Origin of the sequence: Mycobacterium sp., assembly GCF_052145595.1 — a bacterium.
Taxonomy (GTDB): domain Bacteria; phylum Actinomycetota; class Actinomycetes; order Mycobacteriales; family Mycobacteriaceae; genus Mycobacterium.
The window spans coordinates 1-19,009 of record NZ_JBKQOI010000076.1 but is presented as its reverse complement, the minus strand read 5'-3'; the positions used below and the strand labels follow the sequence as shown (position 1 = coordinate 19,009).

General features: G+C 67.7%; 12 protein-coding genes. 3 read left to right on the top strand and 9 right to left on the bottom strand.

Annotated elements, in window-relative coordinates; translation table 11 throughout:
• Positions 1–88 precede the first annotated feature (88 nt).
• Both ACLP4W_RS05635 and gltB read right to left on the bottom strand, forming a co-directional pair.
• Complete coding sequence (locus tag ACLP4W_RS05635; RefSeq protein ID WP_442384925.1) at positions 89–1,555, bottom strand: glutamate synthase subunit beta; 1,467 nt, start codon at positions 1,553–1,555, stop codon at positions 89–91.
• 170 nt (positions 1,556–1,725) lie between these two features.
• Positions 1,726–6,291 (bottom strand): glutamate synthase large subunit, encoded by a 4,566-nt coding sequence (gene gltB, locus ACLP4W_RS05630; RefSeq protein WP_442384923.1) that lies wholly within the window; start codon positions 6,289–6,291, stop codon positions 1,726–1,728.
• A 625-nt stretch (positions 6,292–6,916) separates the two neighbouring features.
• On the opposite strand from gltB, the gene ACLP4W_RS05625 reads away from it, so the two are divergent.
• The gene (locus ACLP4W_RS05625; protein ID WP_442384921.1) at positions 6,917–8,167 is read left to right on the top strand and encodes a MinD/ParA family ATP-binding protein; all 1,251 of its coding nucleotides are present in this window, start codon (positions 6,917–6,919) and stop codon (positions 8,165–8,167) included.
• Positions 8,168–8,193: 26 nt separating this feature from the next.
• Here ACLP4W_RS05625 and sigI read toward each other — a convergent pair whose 3' ends face one another.
• Positions 8,194–9,072 carry an RNA polymerase sigma factor SigI gene (sigI, locus tag ACLP4W_RS05620; RefSeq protein WP_442384919.1) on the bottom strand — a complete coding sequence of 293 codons (879 nt, stop codon included), beginning with the start codon at positions 9,070–9,072 and terminating at the stop codon, positions 8,194–8,196.
• Between the two features lie 110 nt (positions 9,073–9,182).
• Here sigI and ACLP4W_RS05615 point away from each other — a divergent pair, with 110 nt between their 5' ends.
• Both ACLP4W_RS05615 and ACLP4W_RS05610 read left to right on the top strand, forming a co-directional pair.
• Entirely contained in the window at positions 9,183–10,022 is an 840-nt protein-coding gene (locus ACLP4W_RS05615; RefSeq protein ID WP_442384917.1) for an NmrA family NAD(P)-binding protein, read from the top strand.
• A gap of 14 nt (positions 10,023–10,036) precedes the next feature.
• On the top strand, positions 10,037–10,489 hold the full coding sequence (locus ACLP4W_RS05610) for a nitroreductase family deazaflavin-dependent oxidoreductase (protein ID WP_442384915.1): 453 nt from the start codon (positions 10,037–10,039) through the stop codon (positions 10,487–10,489).
• Between the two features lie 51 nt (positions 10,490–10,540).
• Here the strand turns inward: ACLP4W_RS05610 and eccA are convergent, their stop codons facing one another.
• Genes eccA through ACLP4W_RS05580 form a run of 6 tightly spaced genes read right to left on the bottom strand, consistent with a single transcriptional unit; the run spans position 10,541 to position 18,971 of the window.
• Positions 10,541–12,391, bottom strand: coding sequence for a type VII secretion AAA-ATPase EccA (eccA, locus tag ACLP4W_RS05605; RefSeq protein WP_442384913.1), 1,851 nt, complete (start codon positions 12,389–12,391; stop codon positions 10,541–10,543).
• Positions 12,388–13,926 carry a type VII secretion protein EccE gene (gene eccE / locus ACLP4W_RS05600; RefSeq protein WP_442384911.1) on the bottom strand — a complete coding sequence of 513 codons (1,539 nt, stop codon included), beginning with the start codon at positions 13,924–13,926 and terminating at the stop codon, positions 12,388–12,390. Before eccE ends, eccA begins: the two co-directional genes overlap by 4 nt.
• Positions 13,923–15,596 (bottom strand): type VII secretion-associated serine protease mycosin, encoded by a 1,674-nt coding sequence (gene mycP, locus ACLP4W_RS05595; RefSeq protein ID WP_442384909.1) that lies wholly within the window; start codon positions 15,594–15,596, stop codon positions 13,923–13,925. The genes eccE and mycP overlap by 4 nt, the downstream gene beginning before the upstream one ends.
• Positions 15,593–17,074, bottom strand: coding sequence for a type VII secretion integral membrane protein EccD (gene eccD, locus ACLP4W_RS05590; RefSeq protein WP_442384907.1), 1,482 nt, complete (start codon positions 17,072–17,074; stop codon positions 15,593–15,595). Before eccD ends, mycP begins: the two co-directional genes overlap by 4 nt.
• Positions 17,074–18,102 carry a MinD/ParA family ATP-binding protein gene (locus ACLP4W_RS05585; protein WP_442384929.1) on the bottom strand — a complete coding sequence of 343 codons (1,029 nt, stop codon included), beginning with the start codon at positions 18,100–18,102 and terminating at the stop codon, positions 17,074–17,076. The genes eccD and ACLP4W_RS05585 overlap by 1 nt, the downstream gene beginning before the upstream one ends.
• A 35-nt stretch (positions 18,103–18,137) precedes the next feature.
• Positions 18,138–18,971 (bottom strand): ESX secretion-associated protein EspG, encoded by an 834-nt coding sequence (locus tag ACLP4W_RS05580; protein ID WP_442384927.1) that lies wholly within the window; start codon positions 18,969–18,971, stop codon positions 18,138–18,140.
• Positions 18,972–19,009 lie beyond the last annotated feature (38 nt).

The following is a 19,009-nucleotide window of genomic DNA, read 5'->3' as shown; positions in this document are numbered from 1 at the left end:
GGGCCCGGCTCGCTGGCCGGTAACGAGCGCCTCGCCGTAACCGCTGCGGTACCTCGCCGATATGCACCGGCCGGTAAGCGCGGCGGCGTCAGGTCATGGGGCGGGCGGTGGGGGGGATGGGGGCGGGCAGGACGGTGTCGCCGCTGAGGTAGGTGTCCAGGCCGGCGGCGGCGCTGCGGCCTTCGGCGATGGCCCATACGATCAGGGACTGGCCGCGGCCCATGTCCCCGGCGACGAACACCCCCGGTACCGAGGTGGCGTAGGTGCCGTCGCGGGCCACATTCCCCCGCGCGTCGAACTGCACGCCAAGGTCGGCCATCAGCGGGCCCCGTTCGGCTCCGGTGAATCCCATCGCGAGCAGCACCAGGTCAGCGGGCAGATCCCGCTCGGTGCCCGGCACCGGCTCGAAACGGCCACCGGAGAATTCCACCTCGACCAGCCGTAGTGCGCGCACGTGCCCGGCGTCATCGGTGACGAACTCCTGGGTCGAGACGGCGTAGACGCGGTCGCCGCCCTCCTCGTGGGCGCTGGAGACCCGGTAGGTCATCGGGTAGGTGGGCCAGGGCTGGTGCTCCGGTCGCAGCTCCGGCGGGCGCGGCAGGATCTCCAGCTGGGTCACGGACGCGGCTCCCTGGCGGTGCGCCGTGCCGAGGCAGTCCGCGCCGGTGTCACCGCCGCCGATGATCACGACGTGCTTGCCCCGCGCGCTGATCGCGGGGTCGGCGACCGGGCCGGAGGCGCCGGCCGCGTTGACCACGCGGTTGGACAGCGGCAGGTATTCCATGGCCTGGTGGACGCCGTCGGCGTCGGCGCCGGGGACCGGCAGGCCGCGCGCGACGGTGGCGCCGCCGGCCAGCATGATCGCGTCGAACTCGTCGCGCAGCTCGTCGGCGGTCACGTCGGTGCCGACGCTCACGCTGCAGCGGAACTCGGTGCCCTCGGCGCGCATCTGCGCCAGCCGGCGATCCAGGTGGCGCTTTTCCATCTTGAACTCGGGGATGCCGTAACGCAGCAGGCCTCCGGGCGCGTCGGCGCGCTCGAACACGGTCACGTCGTGGCCGGCCCGGGTCAGCTGCTGCGCGGCGGCCAGGCCGGACGGCCCGGACCCGATCACGGCGATCTTCTTGCCGGTGCGGACCGGTGCGGGAGCCGGCTGTACCCAGCCCTCGGCCCAGGCCCGGTCGATGATCTCCACCTCGACCTGCTTGATGGTCACCGGGTCGGAGTTGATGCCGAGCACGCACGCGGTCTCGCACGGCGCCGGGCAGAGCCGCCCGGTGAATTCCGGGAAGTTGTTGGTGGCGTGCAGCCGTTCCGACGCCTCGTACCAGTCGTGCCCCCAGACCAGGTCGTTCCACTCGGGGATGAGGTTGCCGAGGGGGCAGCCGGTGTGGCAGAACGGGATGCCGCAGTCCATGCAGCGCCCGGCCTGGCGTTCCAGCCGGCCGGCCGGGAAATCGGTGTATACCTCACGCCAGTCCCGTATGCGCACGTCCACGGGGCGCCGGGTAGGCGTCTCACGCGGTGTGGTCATGAATCCCTTGGGATCGGCCATCGGGCGGTCGTCCTTCTCTGTGGTCAGTGCTGGGTGGTCAGTGCCGGGTGGTCAGTGCGGGGTATGAGGGTTGTGGCGGGGGGTGGACTGGGGGGACCCGGCGCCGTTGGCGGGTCCCGCCACCTGGGCGGCAGCCGATCAGGGCCGCTACCCAAGCTGGAGGGGCCGGCTCAGCCGTGCGACGCGGCCATGACGGCCTCGTTGACGTCGCGGCCTTCGCGTTCGGCCATCTGGGTGGCGCTCAGCACCCGCTTGTAGTCCTTCGGCATGATCTTCCCGAACCGGGCCAGGGTGGCGTCCCAGTCCGCCAGCAGGCCGGCCGCCACCGGCGAACCGGTTTCCGCCGCGTAGCTGCGCACCGCGTCGTTCAGGAAGGCGGCGTCGTCGGCGTCCAGCGGGTCCAGGTCGACCATCTCGGTGTTCACCCGGTGCGCGGGCAGGTCGAGGACGTAGGCGATCCCGCCGGACATGCCGGCCGCGAAGTTCCGGCCGATGGACCCGAGCACGACCACCCGGCCGCCGGTCATGTACTCGCAGCCGTGGTCGCCGACGCCCTCCGCGATGGCCAGCGCGCCGGAGTTGCGCACGCAGAACCGCTCGCCGACGACCCCGCGCAGGAAGATCTCCCCGCCGGTGGCGCCGTAGCCGATGACGTTCCCGGCGATGATCTGCTCGTCGGCCGCGAACGCGGCCTCGGGGTCGGGCGCCGCGATGATCCGGCCGCCGGACAGGCCCTTGCCCACGTAGTCGTTGGCGTCCCCCGCGAGCCGCAGGGTGATGCCGCGGGGCAGGAACGCGCCGAACGACTGCCCGGCGGAGCCGCGGAACGAGATGTCGATGGTGTTGTCCGGGAGCCCTTCGGCACCCCAGCGCTTGGTCACCTCGTAGCCGAGCATGGTGCCGACGGTGCGGTTGACGTTGCGCACCGGCAGTTCGAGGCGCAGCGCCGTGCCGTCCTGCAGGGCCCCCTCGGCCAGCTGGATCAGCGTGTTGTCGAGTGCCCGGTCGATGCCGTGGTCCTGCCGGGTGGTGTTGCGGCGCGCCGTGTCCTCCGGCAGTTCCGGCTGGTACAGCACCGGCGCCAGGTCGAGGCCGTGCGCCTTCCAGTGACCGATGGCTTCCGCGGACTCCAGCTGGTCGGCGTGGCCGACCGCCTCAGCCAGGGTGCGGAAGCCCATCTGGGCGAGGTACTCGCGCACCTCCTCCGCAATGAACTCGAAGAAGCTGACCACGAACTCCGGCCTGCCGGTGAACCGCTTGCGCAGCTCGGGGTTCTGGGTGGCGATGCCGACCGGGCAGGTATCCAGGTGGCAGACCCGCATCATGATGCAGCCGGACACGACCAGCGGCGCGCTGGCGAAGCCGAACTCCTCCGCCCCGAGCAGGGCGGCGACGACCACGTCCCGGCCGGTCTTGAGCTGGCCGTCGGCCTGGACCACGATCCGGTCGCGCAGCCTGTTGAGCAGCAGCGTCTGCTGGGTCTCGGCCAGCCCCAGCTCCCATGGCGTCCCGGCATGCTTGAGGCTGGTCAGCGGGGCCGCCCCGGTGCCGCCATCGTGGCCGGAGATGAGCACCACGTCGGCGTGTGCCTTGGAGACGCCCGCCGCGACCGTGCCCACGCCGACCTCGGAGACCAGCTTGACGTGCACCCGCGCGGACGGGTTGGCGTTCTTCAGGTCGTGGATCAGCTGCGCCAGATCCTCGATGGAGTAGATGTCGTGGTGCGGCGGCGGCGAGATCAATCCGACGCCGGGCGTGGAGTGCCGGACTTCGGCAACCCACGGGTACACCTTGTTTCCCGGAAGTTGACCTCCCTCACCGGGTTTCGCACCCTGGGCCATCTTGATCTGGATGTCCGAGCAGTTCGTCAGGTAGTGCGAGGTGACCCCGAAACGGGCGGAGGCGACCTGCTTGACCGCGCTGCGGCGCCAATCCCCGTTCGGATCGCGGTCAAATCGCTTGACGTTCTCGCCGCCCTCGCCGCTGTTTGACCGGCCGCCCAGGCGATTCATCGCGATGGCCAGCGTCTCGTGCGCCTCGGCGGAGATCGATCCGTAGCTCATCGCTCCCGTTGAGAAGCGTTTGACGATTTCGCTGGCTGGCTCGACCTCTTCCAGCGGTACCGGGGGCCGCACGTCGGCGCGGAACTTGAGCAGGCCGCGCAGCGATGCCATCCGTTCGCTCTGGTCGTCGACGAGACGGGTGTATTCCTTGAAGATCTGGTACTGCCCGGTCCGGGTGGCGTGCTGCAGCTTGAAAACGGTCTCCGGGTTGAACAGGTGGTACTCGCCCTCCCGGCGCCACTGGTATTCGCCACCCACTTCGAGCTCGCGGTGGGCGCGTTCGTCCGGACGGTCCAGGTACGCCAGCCGGTGCCGGGCAGCGACGTCGGCGGCGATGTCGTCGAGGGTGATCCCGCCGGTAGGGCACGACAGGCCGGTGAAGTATTCGTCGAGCACGTCCTCGGAGATGCCGACCGCCTGAAACAGGTGCGCACCGGTGTAGGACGCCAGCGTCGAGATGCCCATCTTGGACATCACTTTCAGCACGCCCTTGCCGGCGGCCTTGACGTAGTTGTTCAACGCCGTGTTGCGGTCTATCCCATCGATGACGCCTCGGTCGAGCATGTCCTCGATCGACTCGAAGACCAGGTAGGGGTTGACGGCGGCCCCCCCGAAGCCGATCAGCGCGGCCATGTGGTGCACCTCGCGGGCGTCGCCGCTTTCGACCACCAGACCCACGTGGGTGCGCGTCCGATCGCGCACCAGATGGTGGTGTACCCCCGCGACGGCGAGCAGCGACGGTATCGGAGCCATTCGCTCGTCGGATTCGCGGTCGGACAAGATGATGACCCGCGCGCCGCCGGCGATCGCCGCCGACGCCTGGGCGCGCACCTCGTCCAGCGCGGCGGCCAGCCCGGCGCCGCCCTCGTTGACCGGGTACAGACAGCGAATCACCTTGGACCGCATGCCGTGGGGGCGTCCGTTGACCTCGTCGTCGGGGTCGAGGTTGATGAGCTTGGCCAGCTCGTGGTTCCGCAGAATCGGCTGCTGCAGCACGATCTGGTGACAGGAGTTTTCGTCCGGGCTGAGGAGATCGCGTTCCCCACCGGTGGTGCCCTGCAGGCTGGTCACCACCTCCTCGCGGATGGCGTCCAGCGGTGGGTTGGTGACCTGGGCGAAGAGCTGGTGGAAGTAATCGTACAACATCCGGGGACGCTGCGACAGCACGGCGACCGGGGTGTCGGTGCCCATCGACCCGATCGGCTCGGCGCCGCTGCGAACCATCGGTGTCACCAGCAGGTTCAGTTCCTCGTAGGTGTAACCGAAAGCCAACTGCCGCATGACAAGTCGGTGGTGAGGCATCCGCACGTATTTGCCCTGGGGCAATTCGTCGAGCGGAACCAGCCCTTTTTCGAGCCACTCCCCGTAGGGGTGCTCGGCCGCCAGTTCCGCCTTGATCTCCTGGTCGGCGACGATGCGGCCCTGCGTGGTGTCCACCAAGAACATCCGGCCCGGCTGCAACCGCATCCGCCGGACCACCGTCGACGGGTCCAGGTCCAGCACACCGGCTTCGGACGCCATCACGACCAGGCCGTCCGCGGTGACCCAAATCCGTGATGGCCGAAGGCCGTTGCGGTCTAGCACGGCTCCCACGATGGTGCCGTCGGTGAACGTCATCGACGCCGGGCCGTCCCACGGCTCCATCAGCGAAGCGTGGTACTGGTAGAACGCGCGGCGTGCGGAGTCCATCGACTCGTGGCGTTCCCAGGCCTCGGGGATCATCATCAGCACCGCGTGGGCCAGGCTGCGTCCGCCCAAGTGCAGGAGCTCGAGCACCTCGTCGAAACGAGCGGTGTCGGAGGCGCCGGGCGTGCAGATCGGGAACAACTTCTCCACGTCGTCTCTCGACCCGAAGATGTCGGTCTTGATCAACGCCTCACGGGCCCGCATCCAGTTCTCGTTGCCGTTGACGGTATTGATCTCTCCGTTGTGGGCAATGCGCCGGAATGGATGCGCCAGCGGCCAGGACGGGAAGGTGTTGGTGGAGAACCGGGAGTGCACGATACCCAGCGCGCTGGTCAGTCGATCGTCTTGTAAATCAAGGTAAAACGCCTTGAGCTGCGGGGTGGTCAACATGCCTTTGTAGACGAAGGTCTGTCCGGAAAGGCTTGGGAAATAAACGGTTTCGCGGCCCGGCCCGTCCTGGCCCGGTCCTTTGGTGCCGAGTTCGTGCTCGGCGCGCTTGCGGACGATGTAGGCGCGGCGCTCCAGGGTCATGCCGGAGGCCCCCGCCAGGAACACCTGCCGGAAGGTGGGCATCGCGTCGCGGGACAGCGCGCCCAGCGACGAGTCGTCGGTGGGCGCGTTTCGCCACCCCAGCACCTGCAGTCCCTCGGATTCGGCGATCTTTTCCACCGCGGCGCACGCAGCGGCGGCGTCCTTGGACGACTGCGGCAAAAACGCGATGCCGGTGGCGTAGCTGCCGGCGGTGGGCAGCTCGAAATCCACGACTCCCCGAAGGAAGCCGTCCGGCACCTGAATCAGGATGCCGGCGCCGTCACCGCTGCGCGGCTCAGCGCCTTGAGCTCCGCGGTGTTCGAGGTTGAGCAGCGCGGTGATCGCCTTGTCCACAATGTCGCGGCTACGCCGGCCGTGCATGTCGACGACCATGGCCACCCCGCACGAATCATGCTCGTATGCGGGGTTATAAAGCCCGACGCGCTTGGCCGTCATATGCACCTGACCCTTCACCAGAACGTTCCAGCGGCCGTACGAGGGCCGTTACGAGCAGCTCCGACGGGGCCGCAGCCGGAGGTTGCGGGCTAAGACCCCTTCGGGCTTGCCGATAGGCTGTCACCCAGGTCGAGACGATCCGGTTAGGGATTCGTCCGTGCAGCGCTGAACGGCGGCCTGGAAACGGTCACGACAAGTCGTAAAACGATATGACAATACCCGCCTGACATGCCAACTTCGTTAAGTCTAACCTGCCGGCGGGCGGCACCGAAAATTCGCCGCAGCCGGTGATCGACAGCGTCGCGACATGGGGTTTCTCGGCCGGCGATCCGCCGGTCGCGGCGTCGGTCTCGCCCGGGTCGCCCGCCGAGTCAACCGCTTAACCAAGTTTGCTGCGATCGCGACCGGGCGTGGCAGCAACGTCGTCGATATGGCCCACCGGCGTGTTCAGCGCGATGGCCGGAGGAGTAACAGCCGCACCGCAGTAAGCCCCGCTAAGTTTGCACGCCACCAGGAGGGGTGGAACGACGGCGCGTGACCGATACTGGACCAGATACTGGTCCGCATCCGGCGTCGGCGGTCGGCCAGACGCGCGAAGATCGATCGCCCGGCACCCGAGGAGCCCATGAACGAGCGCGACGAATTCCTGCGGGACCGCCTACACCCCGACCAGCCGGGCGCCCCTGCTGCACGCCCGTCCGGCCCCTACCCGAGGGATTCCCACACCGCACCCCCGGCTTCTCCTCCGGTTGCCCAAAGACCCGCTCCGCCGCGCCAGCCGTTGCCTCCGCCGCCGTGGCCAGCGGCTCCGCCTCCCCTGCCGCGTCCGTCGGCGACCCCGCAGCGAGCGGCGGTACCGCCCCAACCGCCAGCGCCTCCGGCGCCACCGCGGCCCGCGGTCCCGCCCGCAACACGTCCCGGGGCCGACGCCGTCGCTGCGCCCGTGCGCACACCCTCGGCGGAGTTCCCCGACAGCGGTTGGCGACGCATCCTGCGGCTGGCCACCTTTGGCCTGGTCAACCTCGGCCCGTCGGCCGCGCAGCGCCAGGAGGCTCAATTCGAAGCAGCCATCCGGACGGTCCTTCACGGCAACTACAAGGTCGGCGTGCTGGGCAAGGGCGGCGTGGGAAAAACCTCGGTGGCCGCCACCGTCGGATCACTCTTTGCCGAACTGCGTCAGCAAGACCACGTCGTGGCGATCGACGCCGATACCGCCTTCGGCCGGTTGGGCAGCCGAATCGACCCGCGGTCGACCAGCTCATTCTGGGAACTGACCTCTGACAAGAACCTGCAGTCCTTCACCGATGTGGTTGCGCGCCTCGGCCGCAATTCGGTCGGCCTGCACGTGCTAGGCGGCGAACCGGCGTCCGGCCCGCGCCGGGTGATCGATCCCGCGATCTACCGGGAAGCCGCGTTGCGGCTGGACCGCCATTTCACGATCTCGGTCATCGACTGCGGCTCGACGATGGACACCGCGGTCACCCAGGAAGTCTTGCGCGATCTGGATGCGCTGATGGTGGTGTCCTCGCCGTGGGCGGATGGGGCCTCCGCTGCCGCCAGGACCATGGAATGGCTGTCAGATCAAGGCCTGACGAACCTGTTGCACAACACCATCGTCGTGCTCAACGATTCCGACGGCCACGCCGACAAACGCACGCGGGAGTTGCTGTCGCGCGAGTTCGTCGATCACGGACAGCCGGTCGTCGAGGTGCCCTTCGATCCGCATCTACGGCCCGGCGGTGTCATCGACGTCAACCACGAGATGGCCCGCGCAACGCGGCGCAAATTCCTACAGATCACGGCAACGATCGCAGGGTACTTCGCGGCGCGCGCAGACCGCGCGCGGAACCGCCGGGCGGCTGACGACCGGAGCTAGGCCCGCCATTCCAGCACATCCGTATTTCATGCTTCGGCTCCCGCCCGCGCCGCAGGGTCGGCGACGGCCTCGATCTTGGTCACGAGGCAACCGCGGATCGTCAGCACGATGGCGGCGAAGAGCCGACGGTCGGCGAAGGCCAACACCGCCGGCTGCCCGGCGGGACCGCTGACCAGTGTCACTTCCGGACCCAGATAGCGCAGCAGGTTGGCGGCCACCGCGTGTGGCCCGTGGTTGACCTGTGGCGGCGGCGCCGGGTCGGCGAGGACCGTCCCCACTCCCCAGACCGCCGGATCCAGGACGGCGGTCAATTCAGCGATGTCGCCGTTGGCGCACGCGGTGATGAATTTCTCCGTGACGAGCTGGTGCTCGGCTGAGGTCACCTCGTTCAACTTCGGTTGTGCCCCAGTGAATTTGGCCCGCGCGCGCCGCGCCAGCTGGCGACAGGTGCCGACGGGACGGCCCACGGTTTCGGCGATCGTGTCGAAAGGGATTCCGAACACGTCGTGCAGCACGAAGGCGACCCGCTCGCCGGGACTGAGCCTGCGCAAGACTTCCAGCAACGCGGCACGGACCTCGTCGTCGAGGGTGACCCGGTCGGCCGGATCCAGGCGGCGCGATGCCGGCTGCCGGTCCTCGAGTGCGGAGTCACCCGGCCGCTCGTAGCGGGCGCGGGCCGAACGCAGCTGATCGAGGCAGAGGCGGCTTGCCACCACCGTCAGCCAGCCGCGGACTTCGTCGATCTCTCTGATATCGGCACGCGCCAGCCGCAGAAACGCCTCTTGCGCAACATCTTCCGCGTCGCCGACATCTCCCAGCATTTGGTACGCGAGATTGACCAGATACGGGCGGTGGCGGCGCCATGCCTCGGCGATCTGGTCGCTGGGCGACTGCGACTGGTTCATGAATCTCCGACGATCTGGTGCCGCAAAAAGTTACTCGTTTCGGTTGTAACTTTCCCAGCTTCGGGGCCGTCGTAGCAGCACTGAAGAAAACTCACGGAAGGAACAACCCCATGACGATCGTCGTAACCGGAGCGACCGGCAACGTCGGGCGCCCTCTCGTTGCCGAACTTGTCACCGCGGGCGCCCGGGTGCGGGCGGTCACCCGCACACCGGGGACCGCCGGGTTTCCCGCTGGCGTCGAGGTGGCTGGCTCGGCCGCGGACGCGCTAGGGGGTGCGTCGTCGGTGTTCCTCAATTCCCGCGCGCTGGGCCCGGATCTTCCCGACGTGGTGGCCCGGTGCGTGCGCGCGGGAGTCACCAAGCTGGTTGCGCTGTCAGCGATCAACGCCGACGACGACTTCTCGCGGCAGCCTTCGCGCTTTCGCGGGGACCGCAACAACGAGGTTGAACGGCTCGCCGTCGAATCCGGCCTGGCCTGGGTCAGCCTGCGGCCCACGGTTTTCGCGACGAACTTCGCGGGCATGTGGTCGGCGCACATCCGCGCCGGCGACGCGGTGGCGGGGCCCTACGCCGAAGTTTCGGCCGCACCGATCGTCGACAGCGACATTTCGGCGGTCGCGGCGCGGGCGCTGCTCACCGACGAGCTCATCGGTCAGCGGGTCCCACTGACCGGTCCGCAGGCGTTCACCAACGCGGAATTGGCCGAGGTCATCGGCGCCGTTCTCGGTCGCCCATTGCAGTACCGGGAAATACCGGCGCAACTGGTACGGCAACGGTTCATCGGTTTGGGCTTCACTGCCGAGTTTGCCGATGCCTATACGGCCATGCTCGCCGACACGCTCGACAAACCCGCGCTTGTCACCCACGACGTGGAGAAGATCCTCGGCCGGCCCGCGACCCCGTTCGCCCAGTGGGTGTCAGAGCACCGCGACCTGTTCACGAAGTCATAGATAAGGAGACTGACATGTCTGAACCACGTCCGCCGCGCTACCTCAAACCCATGAACAAAGTCATGATGGCCGTGCAGCGGGTCGGGATACCGACCGGCCCCGCCATGGTGCTAACGGTGCCCGGCCGCAAGTCGGGTCGGCCGCGCAGCACCCCGATGACGCCGTTCGAGTTCCAGGGTGGCCTTTATGCGGTGGCCGGCTACCCGGGCGCCGACTGGGCGGCGAACGCCCGCGCCGCCGGCACCGGGACGCTGGGCCGGGGCCGGCGGTCACGGAAGGTCAGGATCGTCGAACTGACCGCCGAGGAGGCACGCCCGGTGCTGCGGGCGTTTCCCGCCGAAGTGCCGGTCGGCGTGGCGTTCGCGAAGCGCTCGGGAATGGTCCGCGACGGAACGGCCGACGAATTCGAGGCACTGGCGGGCCGGATCGCCGTATTCCGATTCGAGCCGAACATCGCGGGGTCGTAAGAAGCTGTTCGGCGCCCTTTTTCGGCGCGAGGCCAGATCGCCGCCCTGCAATCAAAGAGCTATCGGCACATGCTTTTCCGCGCAAGCGTCTTTCACCGCGGCGATCATGTCCCGGGTGCGCAGCGTCTGCAGGTCTTCGACGGTCACCGAATCCTTGTCGTTGCGATGCTGCGCGGCCACCCGCGAGTCGCGCAACCGCTCCGCGCGCTCAACCACGTTGCGCGCGAAACGCCCGTTCTGCATGACATCGATGCCGTGCGTGCCGTCGGGCGCATGGTATGCGCGCAGGGTCGCACACGCCGCCTTCAGCGCTTCGCCGGCGGCGGGCTCAAGAGTGGTGGCCCGCGGCTTACCGTAGCGAACCGCGATTTCAACGAGCTCGTCGGGCGTGTAGGACTCGAATCTCAACTTGCGGTTGAACCGGCCCGCCAAACCCGGGTTGACGGTGAGAAATTCGTCGACTTCCTTCTCGTATCCCGCGCCGATGAAGCAGAAATCGAATCGGTGCACCTCGAGCGCCACCAACAACTGGTTGACCGCCTCCATGCCGATCATGTCCGGGCGGCCGTCCTGGTGGCGCTCGACCAGCGAGTAGAACTCATCCATGAACAAGATGCGGCCCAGCGAACGGCTGATCAGCTCGTTGGTCTTCGGGCCCGACGCGCCGATGTGTTCGCCACAGAAATCGGCCCGCTTGACCTCGATGATCTCGGGATGGCGCACGATGCCCAGGCCGGCGTAGATCTTCCCCAGCGCCTCCGCGGTGGTGGTCTTGCCGGTGCCCGGCGGCCCCACCAACAGCATGTGGTTGGTCTGGTTGGCCACCGGCAGCCCCGCCGCCAGGCGCAGCGCCCGGACCTCTATCTGGTCCTCCAATTCGGCGACCGCGCGTTTGACCTCGGTCAACCCGACTTGGTTGTCCAGCAGCGCGCGACCCTCCTGGAGGAGTTCATTGCGGCGCTCCTTGTGTTCCTCCTCCGCGCGCTGCTGCTCCGAGAGCTCGGTGGTCACATCCCACTTGTCGGTGCGGGTGCCGATGGCGTCCTCATCGGTGACAACCAGCTGCAGCGTCGGGTCGGCCAACGCCTGTTTGGCGGAGGCGACCAGCACACCGTTGATTGTCGCCTTGGACAACCAGATCTGGGCCTTCTGCTCGTCGCCGAGTTGGCGGTGTGCCATTCCACGCACATAGGCCAGGTCGGCCACGATCAACGGAAAGTCGTTGGGATCGACTGCGGTGACAGCGGTTTCGAGATGTTGACGACGCGATTCGGTCGGCACACCGTGCCCCGTGCGCAGCTCGACACGGTCGGTCCAGTCCAACGCGACCCGCGCCTGACCGAGATGGGCCGCGGCGTGGGCGGCCAAAGTGCAGGTTGCCGCGGTGACAGCCGACATGATGATGGCCTGTGGCGGCAGGATCGCCGCCGCAACCGAGATCACGTCCGGCCAGCGTTGCGTGGCGAACATCAAATAGGCCTCGATGTACTGCCGCCACTGGTGATCCTCCCAGGTGTCGATCAGAGACGAATCCGCCAGCAACGCTTCGGCTTTCTCGTATTGGTGATCGTCGATGAGTGCGCTTGCCAGCGCCAGCCCGGCATGCGAAGCCTCGGTCACCGAAATCGACAGATAAGGACCGGCTTTGATGGGCGCCGACAAACGGGCGCCGATCCGGTTGGTCTCCCGGTGCAGCCGGGCCCCGTAGGTGTAGAGCTGCTGCACGGTCGACAGCGACTCGTCACCCGCGGCGATCCGCCCCAGCCAGGCGTCGGCCATCGACGGATCGATCTCCGTCGCCTCGCGAAACCGTGCGCCCGCCGCCGCCAAGTCGATGTCGAGCACCGACATCGCCTGATCGAACTGCTTGCGTGCGGCAGCCGGGGTGGTGCTGCTGGTCATTGCGTGTCCGCCGGTTCGAGCTCGGAGCTTCGCAAGGTCATCGGCTCAGACGATACGTAGCGGTTCTCGGCGCGGAACAACTCGACCTCCACGGTGTGCACTTGACCCGCTGCCGTCACCTGCAGCGTCGCCGGGCCCGTCTGCGTGATCAACACGTTGGCGGTCCCGCGGTACGGCTCACCTGGCTCACCGACGGAGACCAGGGTGTTCGGACGCGGTGCAGGCGCCAGCGTGCCGTCCACGACGCTGACCGTGGTGCCGGAGACCGGCTTGGGCTGATCGCTGACAGCGATGTCCGGCATGCGAACGGTGTTCCACCGCCGCAGGTTCCGGGTGTGCACCGTGATCCGCTCGCCGGCCCCGGCCAATCGGATTACCAGCCGCTTGGCCAGTGAATCCTCGGCGGCGATATGTACCCGGCTGAACTCCCCTGCGTCGTCCAGAGGCAGCATCATCCGGTTGCCGCCGGCAACCTTGCCGAGCAACACGCCCGACGGCCCGATCGGGATGATCAGCGGACCGTACAACGCACCGCGACGGATCCCGCACAGCGACGGCAGCGGGCCGCAGAGATTGGCCGCAACCGCCTGCGCCTGTTCGCCGTGCAGCGTCTTGAGCATCATGCTGAGCGGAGCCGTCGGCGGTTGCGCGCTGCGCACGGTGACGGTGGCGGTGGCGGTACCGTCGGCGAAAAGCGTTATGTTCTGGACGATTCCGTCGGCACGCGCCGACCAGGCCTGGGCCAGCTTCTCCGCGGTGATGTCGGCCGGCTGGTACCAGTAGGTCGTCAACCAGCCGCTGTCGCCGCGAACCGATCGCCAGCGCCGGTTGAGCACCTCCAGCGCGGATCGGCCCAATCGTCGCTCCATCTCGACGATGTCGGTGGCCGTCGCGACCTTCGCGCGGATGCCGTGTTGGCGCATGGCCGCACAAATCCGCTGCGCGGCAGCGAGAGTTGCGGTGCCGACCGAGGTACGCCCCCGCAGTGCTTCCGCATTGTCGAGTGCCGAGGCCCGCACAATGAGCCAGGTTTCACGCTGGCCGGCATACGGTGGGGTGCCGATCAGCGTGTCGTACACGCGCGGGTAGTCACCGGTACTGCGCCGGCGAGCCCCAGCGCTCACCACGCTGAGCGACTGAACCGTCAGGCCGAGGCTCTGGTGCAGTAATGGCATCAGATCCGTTACTTCGACCGCGTTTTCGGTGTAGGTCGATGTCGACCCGGTGAAAAGAGTTGGTGTATGAGCCTTCCCGAGTAGCTGGACCGCGGCCACCGCGACGCCGTCCTGGTATCGCACCCCGCCGCCGGCGCGGTCATTGACCACCGTGAGGGGTTCGCTCCAGTTGACCGGCCGGCGTCGCCGGCGCCACAGGTTCAGCCACGACCACAGCGGCTGACCCCGCCAAGGCACGACCCCGCAGCCGACCCCGATCACCAAACCGGCTGCGGCACCGACGTATCCGTCGACCCACCACCCGACAATGAGGGCGGCGAAGATACCGACGATGATCGACAGCTTTGTCGCTGGTGTCATCGTTCCCGCCGCGCCCGGACGATCAGGGAAGCCACCGCGGCGACGGCCACAACCACACCGGCGAACACCAAAGCCATATCGCGGGCGCGGTGGTCCGCCGGCGGTGGCGGTGGGGCCGGCCTGATGACCCGACTGGAAGCCGCCGGTGGAAGCCGGTCACCCGGAGGCACATCGAAGGTCAGCGCCGCCACCGGGTCGACCACGCCGTAGCCGACTTGATTGTCGACTCCGCGCGGCGGATTGTGCGCCGTCTGCAGAATCCGATTGATGATCTGGTGGGCGGAGAGCCCCGGATATTTGGCCCGCACCAAGGCCGCCACCCCGCTGACGTAAGCCGCCGAGAAGCTGGTTCCCCAGATCGGCATGTTCTTCTCACCCGGATGGATCGGTGGGTAGGCATTCACCGGCCCCCCGTTCTCCGGGGACAAGCCCATGATCCCGACGCCGGGTGCAGCGGCCGCCACCCAGGGTCCGGCCAGGCTCTTGTTGATCGGTGCGCCCGTGTTGTCCACCGCCCCCACCGACAGCACGTAATCGGAGAACCACGATGGCGACGACACCGTTTTGACTTGATGCCAGTCGCGGGGATCGGACGCGTCCAGCGGGTCGAACGAGGGGTTCTGGGCGCAGCCGTCCTCGCTGTCATTGCCCGCCGCCGCGACGATCACCGCATCCTTTACGGTGGCGGCATACCAGACGGCGGCGCCGATGGCGCCCTGATCCAGCGGGTCGGCCACCGAAACGCAGGCCGTCACACTGACATTGATCACCTTGGCGCCCATGTTCGCGGCATGCACGAGGGCGCTGGCAAGGGTCGCGATGGTACCGGCCTTCTTGCGCCCCTCCATGTCACCGGGGCCGGGGTTGACCGGTTCGAAGGCTCGCGATGACTGGCGGATGGAGATGACCACGGCGTGCGGCGCGACGCCGACGACGCCGTCGGGTGCCCCTGGCGGCGGTGGCGGAACCTCGGGGTCATCGGGTTGGTTGGGGGTGGGATCCCCCGGACCGTTCGACGGTGCATCCGGCGGGGGCGGCGGTGGGGGCGGGGGCGGGGGCGGGGCCGGCACGGTCTGGGTGATCGTCACCGGAGAGGGCGGTGGCGGCGGTGCGGGTGGCGGCGGTGGTCCGCCGGGAGGTGGCGGTCCCGCGTCGGTCGGCGGCGGACCCGCCGGGGGCGGAAAGGCCGGAGAACTCGGCATCGGCGCCGGCATCGGGGCGCCCTGGGGCGCGGCACCGATAACCGACGCCACGATCGTTCCGTGCGCGTCGCAATCCGTCAGCCCGTCGCCACCCATGATGTAGTCGCCGCCGGGGACGACCGGTAGCCGGCGACTGGGGTTGATGCCGGTGTCGATGACCGCTACCGGCACCCCGTTACCGGTGGAGTACTGCCAGGCCTTGCTGATGTTCAGCATCGTGAAACCGGGGGCGGGCAGGGCCACGTTGGGATCGGCGACGGTAATCGTTCGTGCGCAGGCGAAGCTCTGCCGCATCGGCTGTTCCGGGCCCGGTTTGCCGTCTGGCGGTACCCGGCTTGGATCGACGCTCGGCGGTGGAATCCCTTGTGCTGCAGGAAAGCTCGCTAACAGCGCCACGAGTAGAGCCGCTAGCGCCATCGCGGCGACTCGGTGGGTCAATCTCAGGGCCGCCAGAGCCAGCCGGGTCATCGCATGCGCACCCAGGTGAACAGTCCGCCGATCCACGCGGCCAGCGGCAGGGCCGCGATGATGGCCGCAATTTCCACCCACTCGGCGGTCATCCGTACCAGCGGAGTAAACCTGGTGATCGGCACCAGCAGCGCCGCGAGCAGGCCGGCGGCGCCGAACGCGGCCAATGCCAGAGCGCCCCATAGCACCGAGTAACCCGACGACGCAGACTCGTGCACAACGTATTTGACGACGCCGACGCACGTCGCCGCGGCGGCGCCGCCCATCAGCGCGATGGCCTGCCGCTTGTCGGCGAATGCCCGGCCCCGGCCGATGAAGATCAGCACAAACAGCCCGGCCAGAACTGCGGCCGCCGTGCTCCGGTCGCGCCCGGGCATCAGGGTGGCCCACACCGCGGCCGGCAGCGTCAGGCCGGCGCCCACGCAAATTCCGGTCAGTACGTTGTTGGCGCGGATCGCCGCCTCCGCGATCTGCGCACCCCGCGGAGTGGTGTCCGGATTGACCTCCTCGTCAGCAGCCTCGTCGACGGGCGAGACCGCATCGGCGGGCAGGCCGGGACTGCGACGGAACAGATCGCGCCCGGTGATCGAACCGAAGTAAGGTGGCCGGATTCGCGCGACCCACAGTGCGATCGTCGGAGCCATGGTCAGCAGTAGCAGCAGCGCAACCAGGGTGCACATCCCGAGCCACTGCGCCGGAATCGCCCACCACATCCGGGCGGCGGCGACGGTCCCGCCGAGTCCGCACGATGTGACCGCCGTCGCCGCAACGTTGGCATGGCGCCCCGTCGACGCGGCGAGTCCACAGGTCAGCACCGCACCAGCCAGGGCGGCAATGAACACGTGGGCGGAGCCGAGGTGACCGGGTGCCGCCGAAGCGAGGCTTGCCGTGAGCAACGGCAGCGCAAGCCAGCCGAGTCCGTCGACCATGTCGTCGCGATCCGGCCACCAGCGCCACACCGTGCCCGCACCACCGGCGGCCAGCAGACCCATTACGCCGGTCACGATGCTGGGCACCCAAGAATCGGTGGAGATGCGCTGGCGCACGGCCAATCCCAAGATCGTCGCGAACACCATTGCCAGGATGACCAGGGCCGTGTGCGCGGCGGTGCGAACCGTCACGGGCTCGAACAATTTCTTGCCGACCCGGGCCAGTCCGGTGGACAACGACTCGTACTGGGGCTCGAACGATTCACCTTGGACCGCGGGAACCAGTGCAAGGGTGGCGCCGTCCTCGACGCCGAGTTCGTCGAGTGTCTTGGTGACGTCCAGCCGCACTCCGTTGGCCTTGTGCAGTTCGTATCCGACGCCGGACTCGAGTCCATCCAAGCCCCGGCGCTTGAGCTCGTCGTTGAGCAGCTCGACGACGTTGTCGATGAAGGCCTCGATCGGCACGGATGCCGGATATACCTGCGAAACGAGGTGTTCCCCGCATACGACCGCGACCGCGCAACGAGCCGGAAACGACACTTTCGCCATTAGCGCGGCCTGTCAGCATCTGGAATGTATTTGTCCGCCAATGCAGCAGTGATCTCGAATAACCGCAACCGTGTCTTTTTCTTCAACTCGAGCCTTGTGTCGATTATCCCGCCCTTTGCGAGATACGGATCGTACGGCATGAATTCAACCGTCGCACCTGATTGCTGGAAGCGCTCGGTAAGGTAGGTACGCGCGTCCGAATCATATTTATTGCGGGTGTCATTCAAAATGACCATGCTGCGGGACACCAGTTCGTGATAGCCCATCGACCGCAGCAGATCGATCGCGCGCGTGACCGGCAGCGAAGTGTCGGCGGTCAGGCCGGAGATGAATACCATCGTGTCGCACGCATCGAACACCGCCTTCATCACCGGATGCTCGAGGTCGTCGGAGGTGTCGACCACGATGATGGTGTGGGTGCGGCGCAGCCGCGCCAGCACCCCGGTGAACATCGACGGCACCAGGGGCCGCGGCTGGTCCGATGCCCGGTTTCCGGCGAGCACATCGAGGCCGATGCTGTTCTGTCCCAAGTGCTCTCGGATATCCGCGTAGCCTTGGACGTCGGTATCGTTGAGGACGGCCGCGTAATCACCGGGTGGGGATTCGTCGATCCGCCCGGCCAGCGTTCCGAAGCCGGGCGCGGCATCGATGGCCACCACGTTCTCCGGCCGGCACTCCCGGAACACCGCGCCGATGCACGCGGTCATCGTGGTCTTGCCGACGCCACCCTTGCCGGACACCACCCCGATGACGTACTGCTTTCGGATGTGGCGCCGAATCCGCTCCTGCAATTCTCGGTAATGCCTTTCGGCGGGCGATTCGCCTACGTTAATGGAACGGAAAGACACGCGGTATAGGAATTTACGCCAACCCCCGCCCGGTGGGATTTTGCGCGGTGCGACCATATCGGAGATCCGCAATGTCTCCGACACCGAATCTTGGTTTTGGTAGCGAGCGGCGGGCGCTTCTCTCCGAGCCGGTCCGCCCTCTTCTGGAGAATTCGACGGGGCCGTCCAGGGATTCGTCACGATGCCGATGCTATCATTTAAGCGATCTCCCTTGATTACACAACTTTTCGGTAGGAATACCATTCTTGGTCGGCGGGTAGGCGCCGCACCATATGATTGATCGCCGAAGCGATGTTGCTCTTGGTTCCTGGGGCGACGATCATCCACTTCTTGCCCGCGGAGAGGACCTGTTCGGCGACCAATCGCCCTTCGGGCGTATCAATAATAGCCACCGCGCTTTGTTCGATATAGGTCCGTGTCGGCCGGCCGCTGTCCACTCCGGACTGGATCGCGACGATCGAGGCTTGGGCCGACCGGTCGGGGTCTACGGCCAGTTCCAGCATGTGCACCTGATCGGGCTCCAGTCGTTGCGTGTCGAAGAATGCGCGAAGTGCCTCCGAACCGGTCGCGGCGGTGTGCAGGGCATCCGCGTCCACCGTGACGGGCCGTAGTCGGGCGGGCGGATTGCTTCCGCACAATCTCTCGATCTGCGCGTCCAGCGCCGCGCCGGCCGCGCCTTCGGTGCTGGCGATTCCGGCCCCGCTGATGCGGATGAGGTCCTGGGACCGTTCCAGAGCTACCCACCACTGCGCGAACCGGGCCAGCAGCACTTTCGGCGGTTCCTCCTCTTCGGGTGTGCGGAAATGGATGAGCAGGCCAACGTCGCGGCGGGAAAGGACCGTCAGCCACTCCACCACCGTGGTGTCTACATCACCCGATTCGTCGACCACACCGACTGCCCGCAACTCGGCCGTCACCGGATGTTCCAACGCCAGCCGCTTGGGCTCGACGCTGGGTAGGTGGGGCCGCAGCCCCAGCTCGGGGGCCACAACCTCGATGCCCGTCAGCACCTGCAGGACCCAGAGGCCGTCGACCGTTGTGGTTAACACCTTGTCCCCCAACACAACCCGGAGGGGGGGGGGGGGGG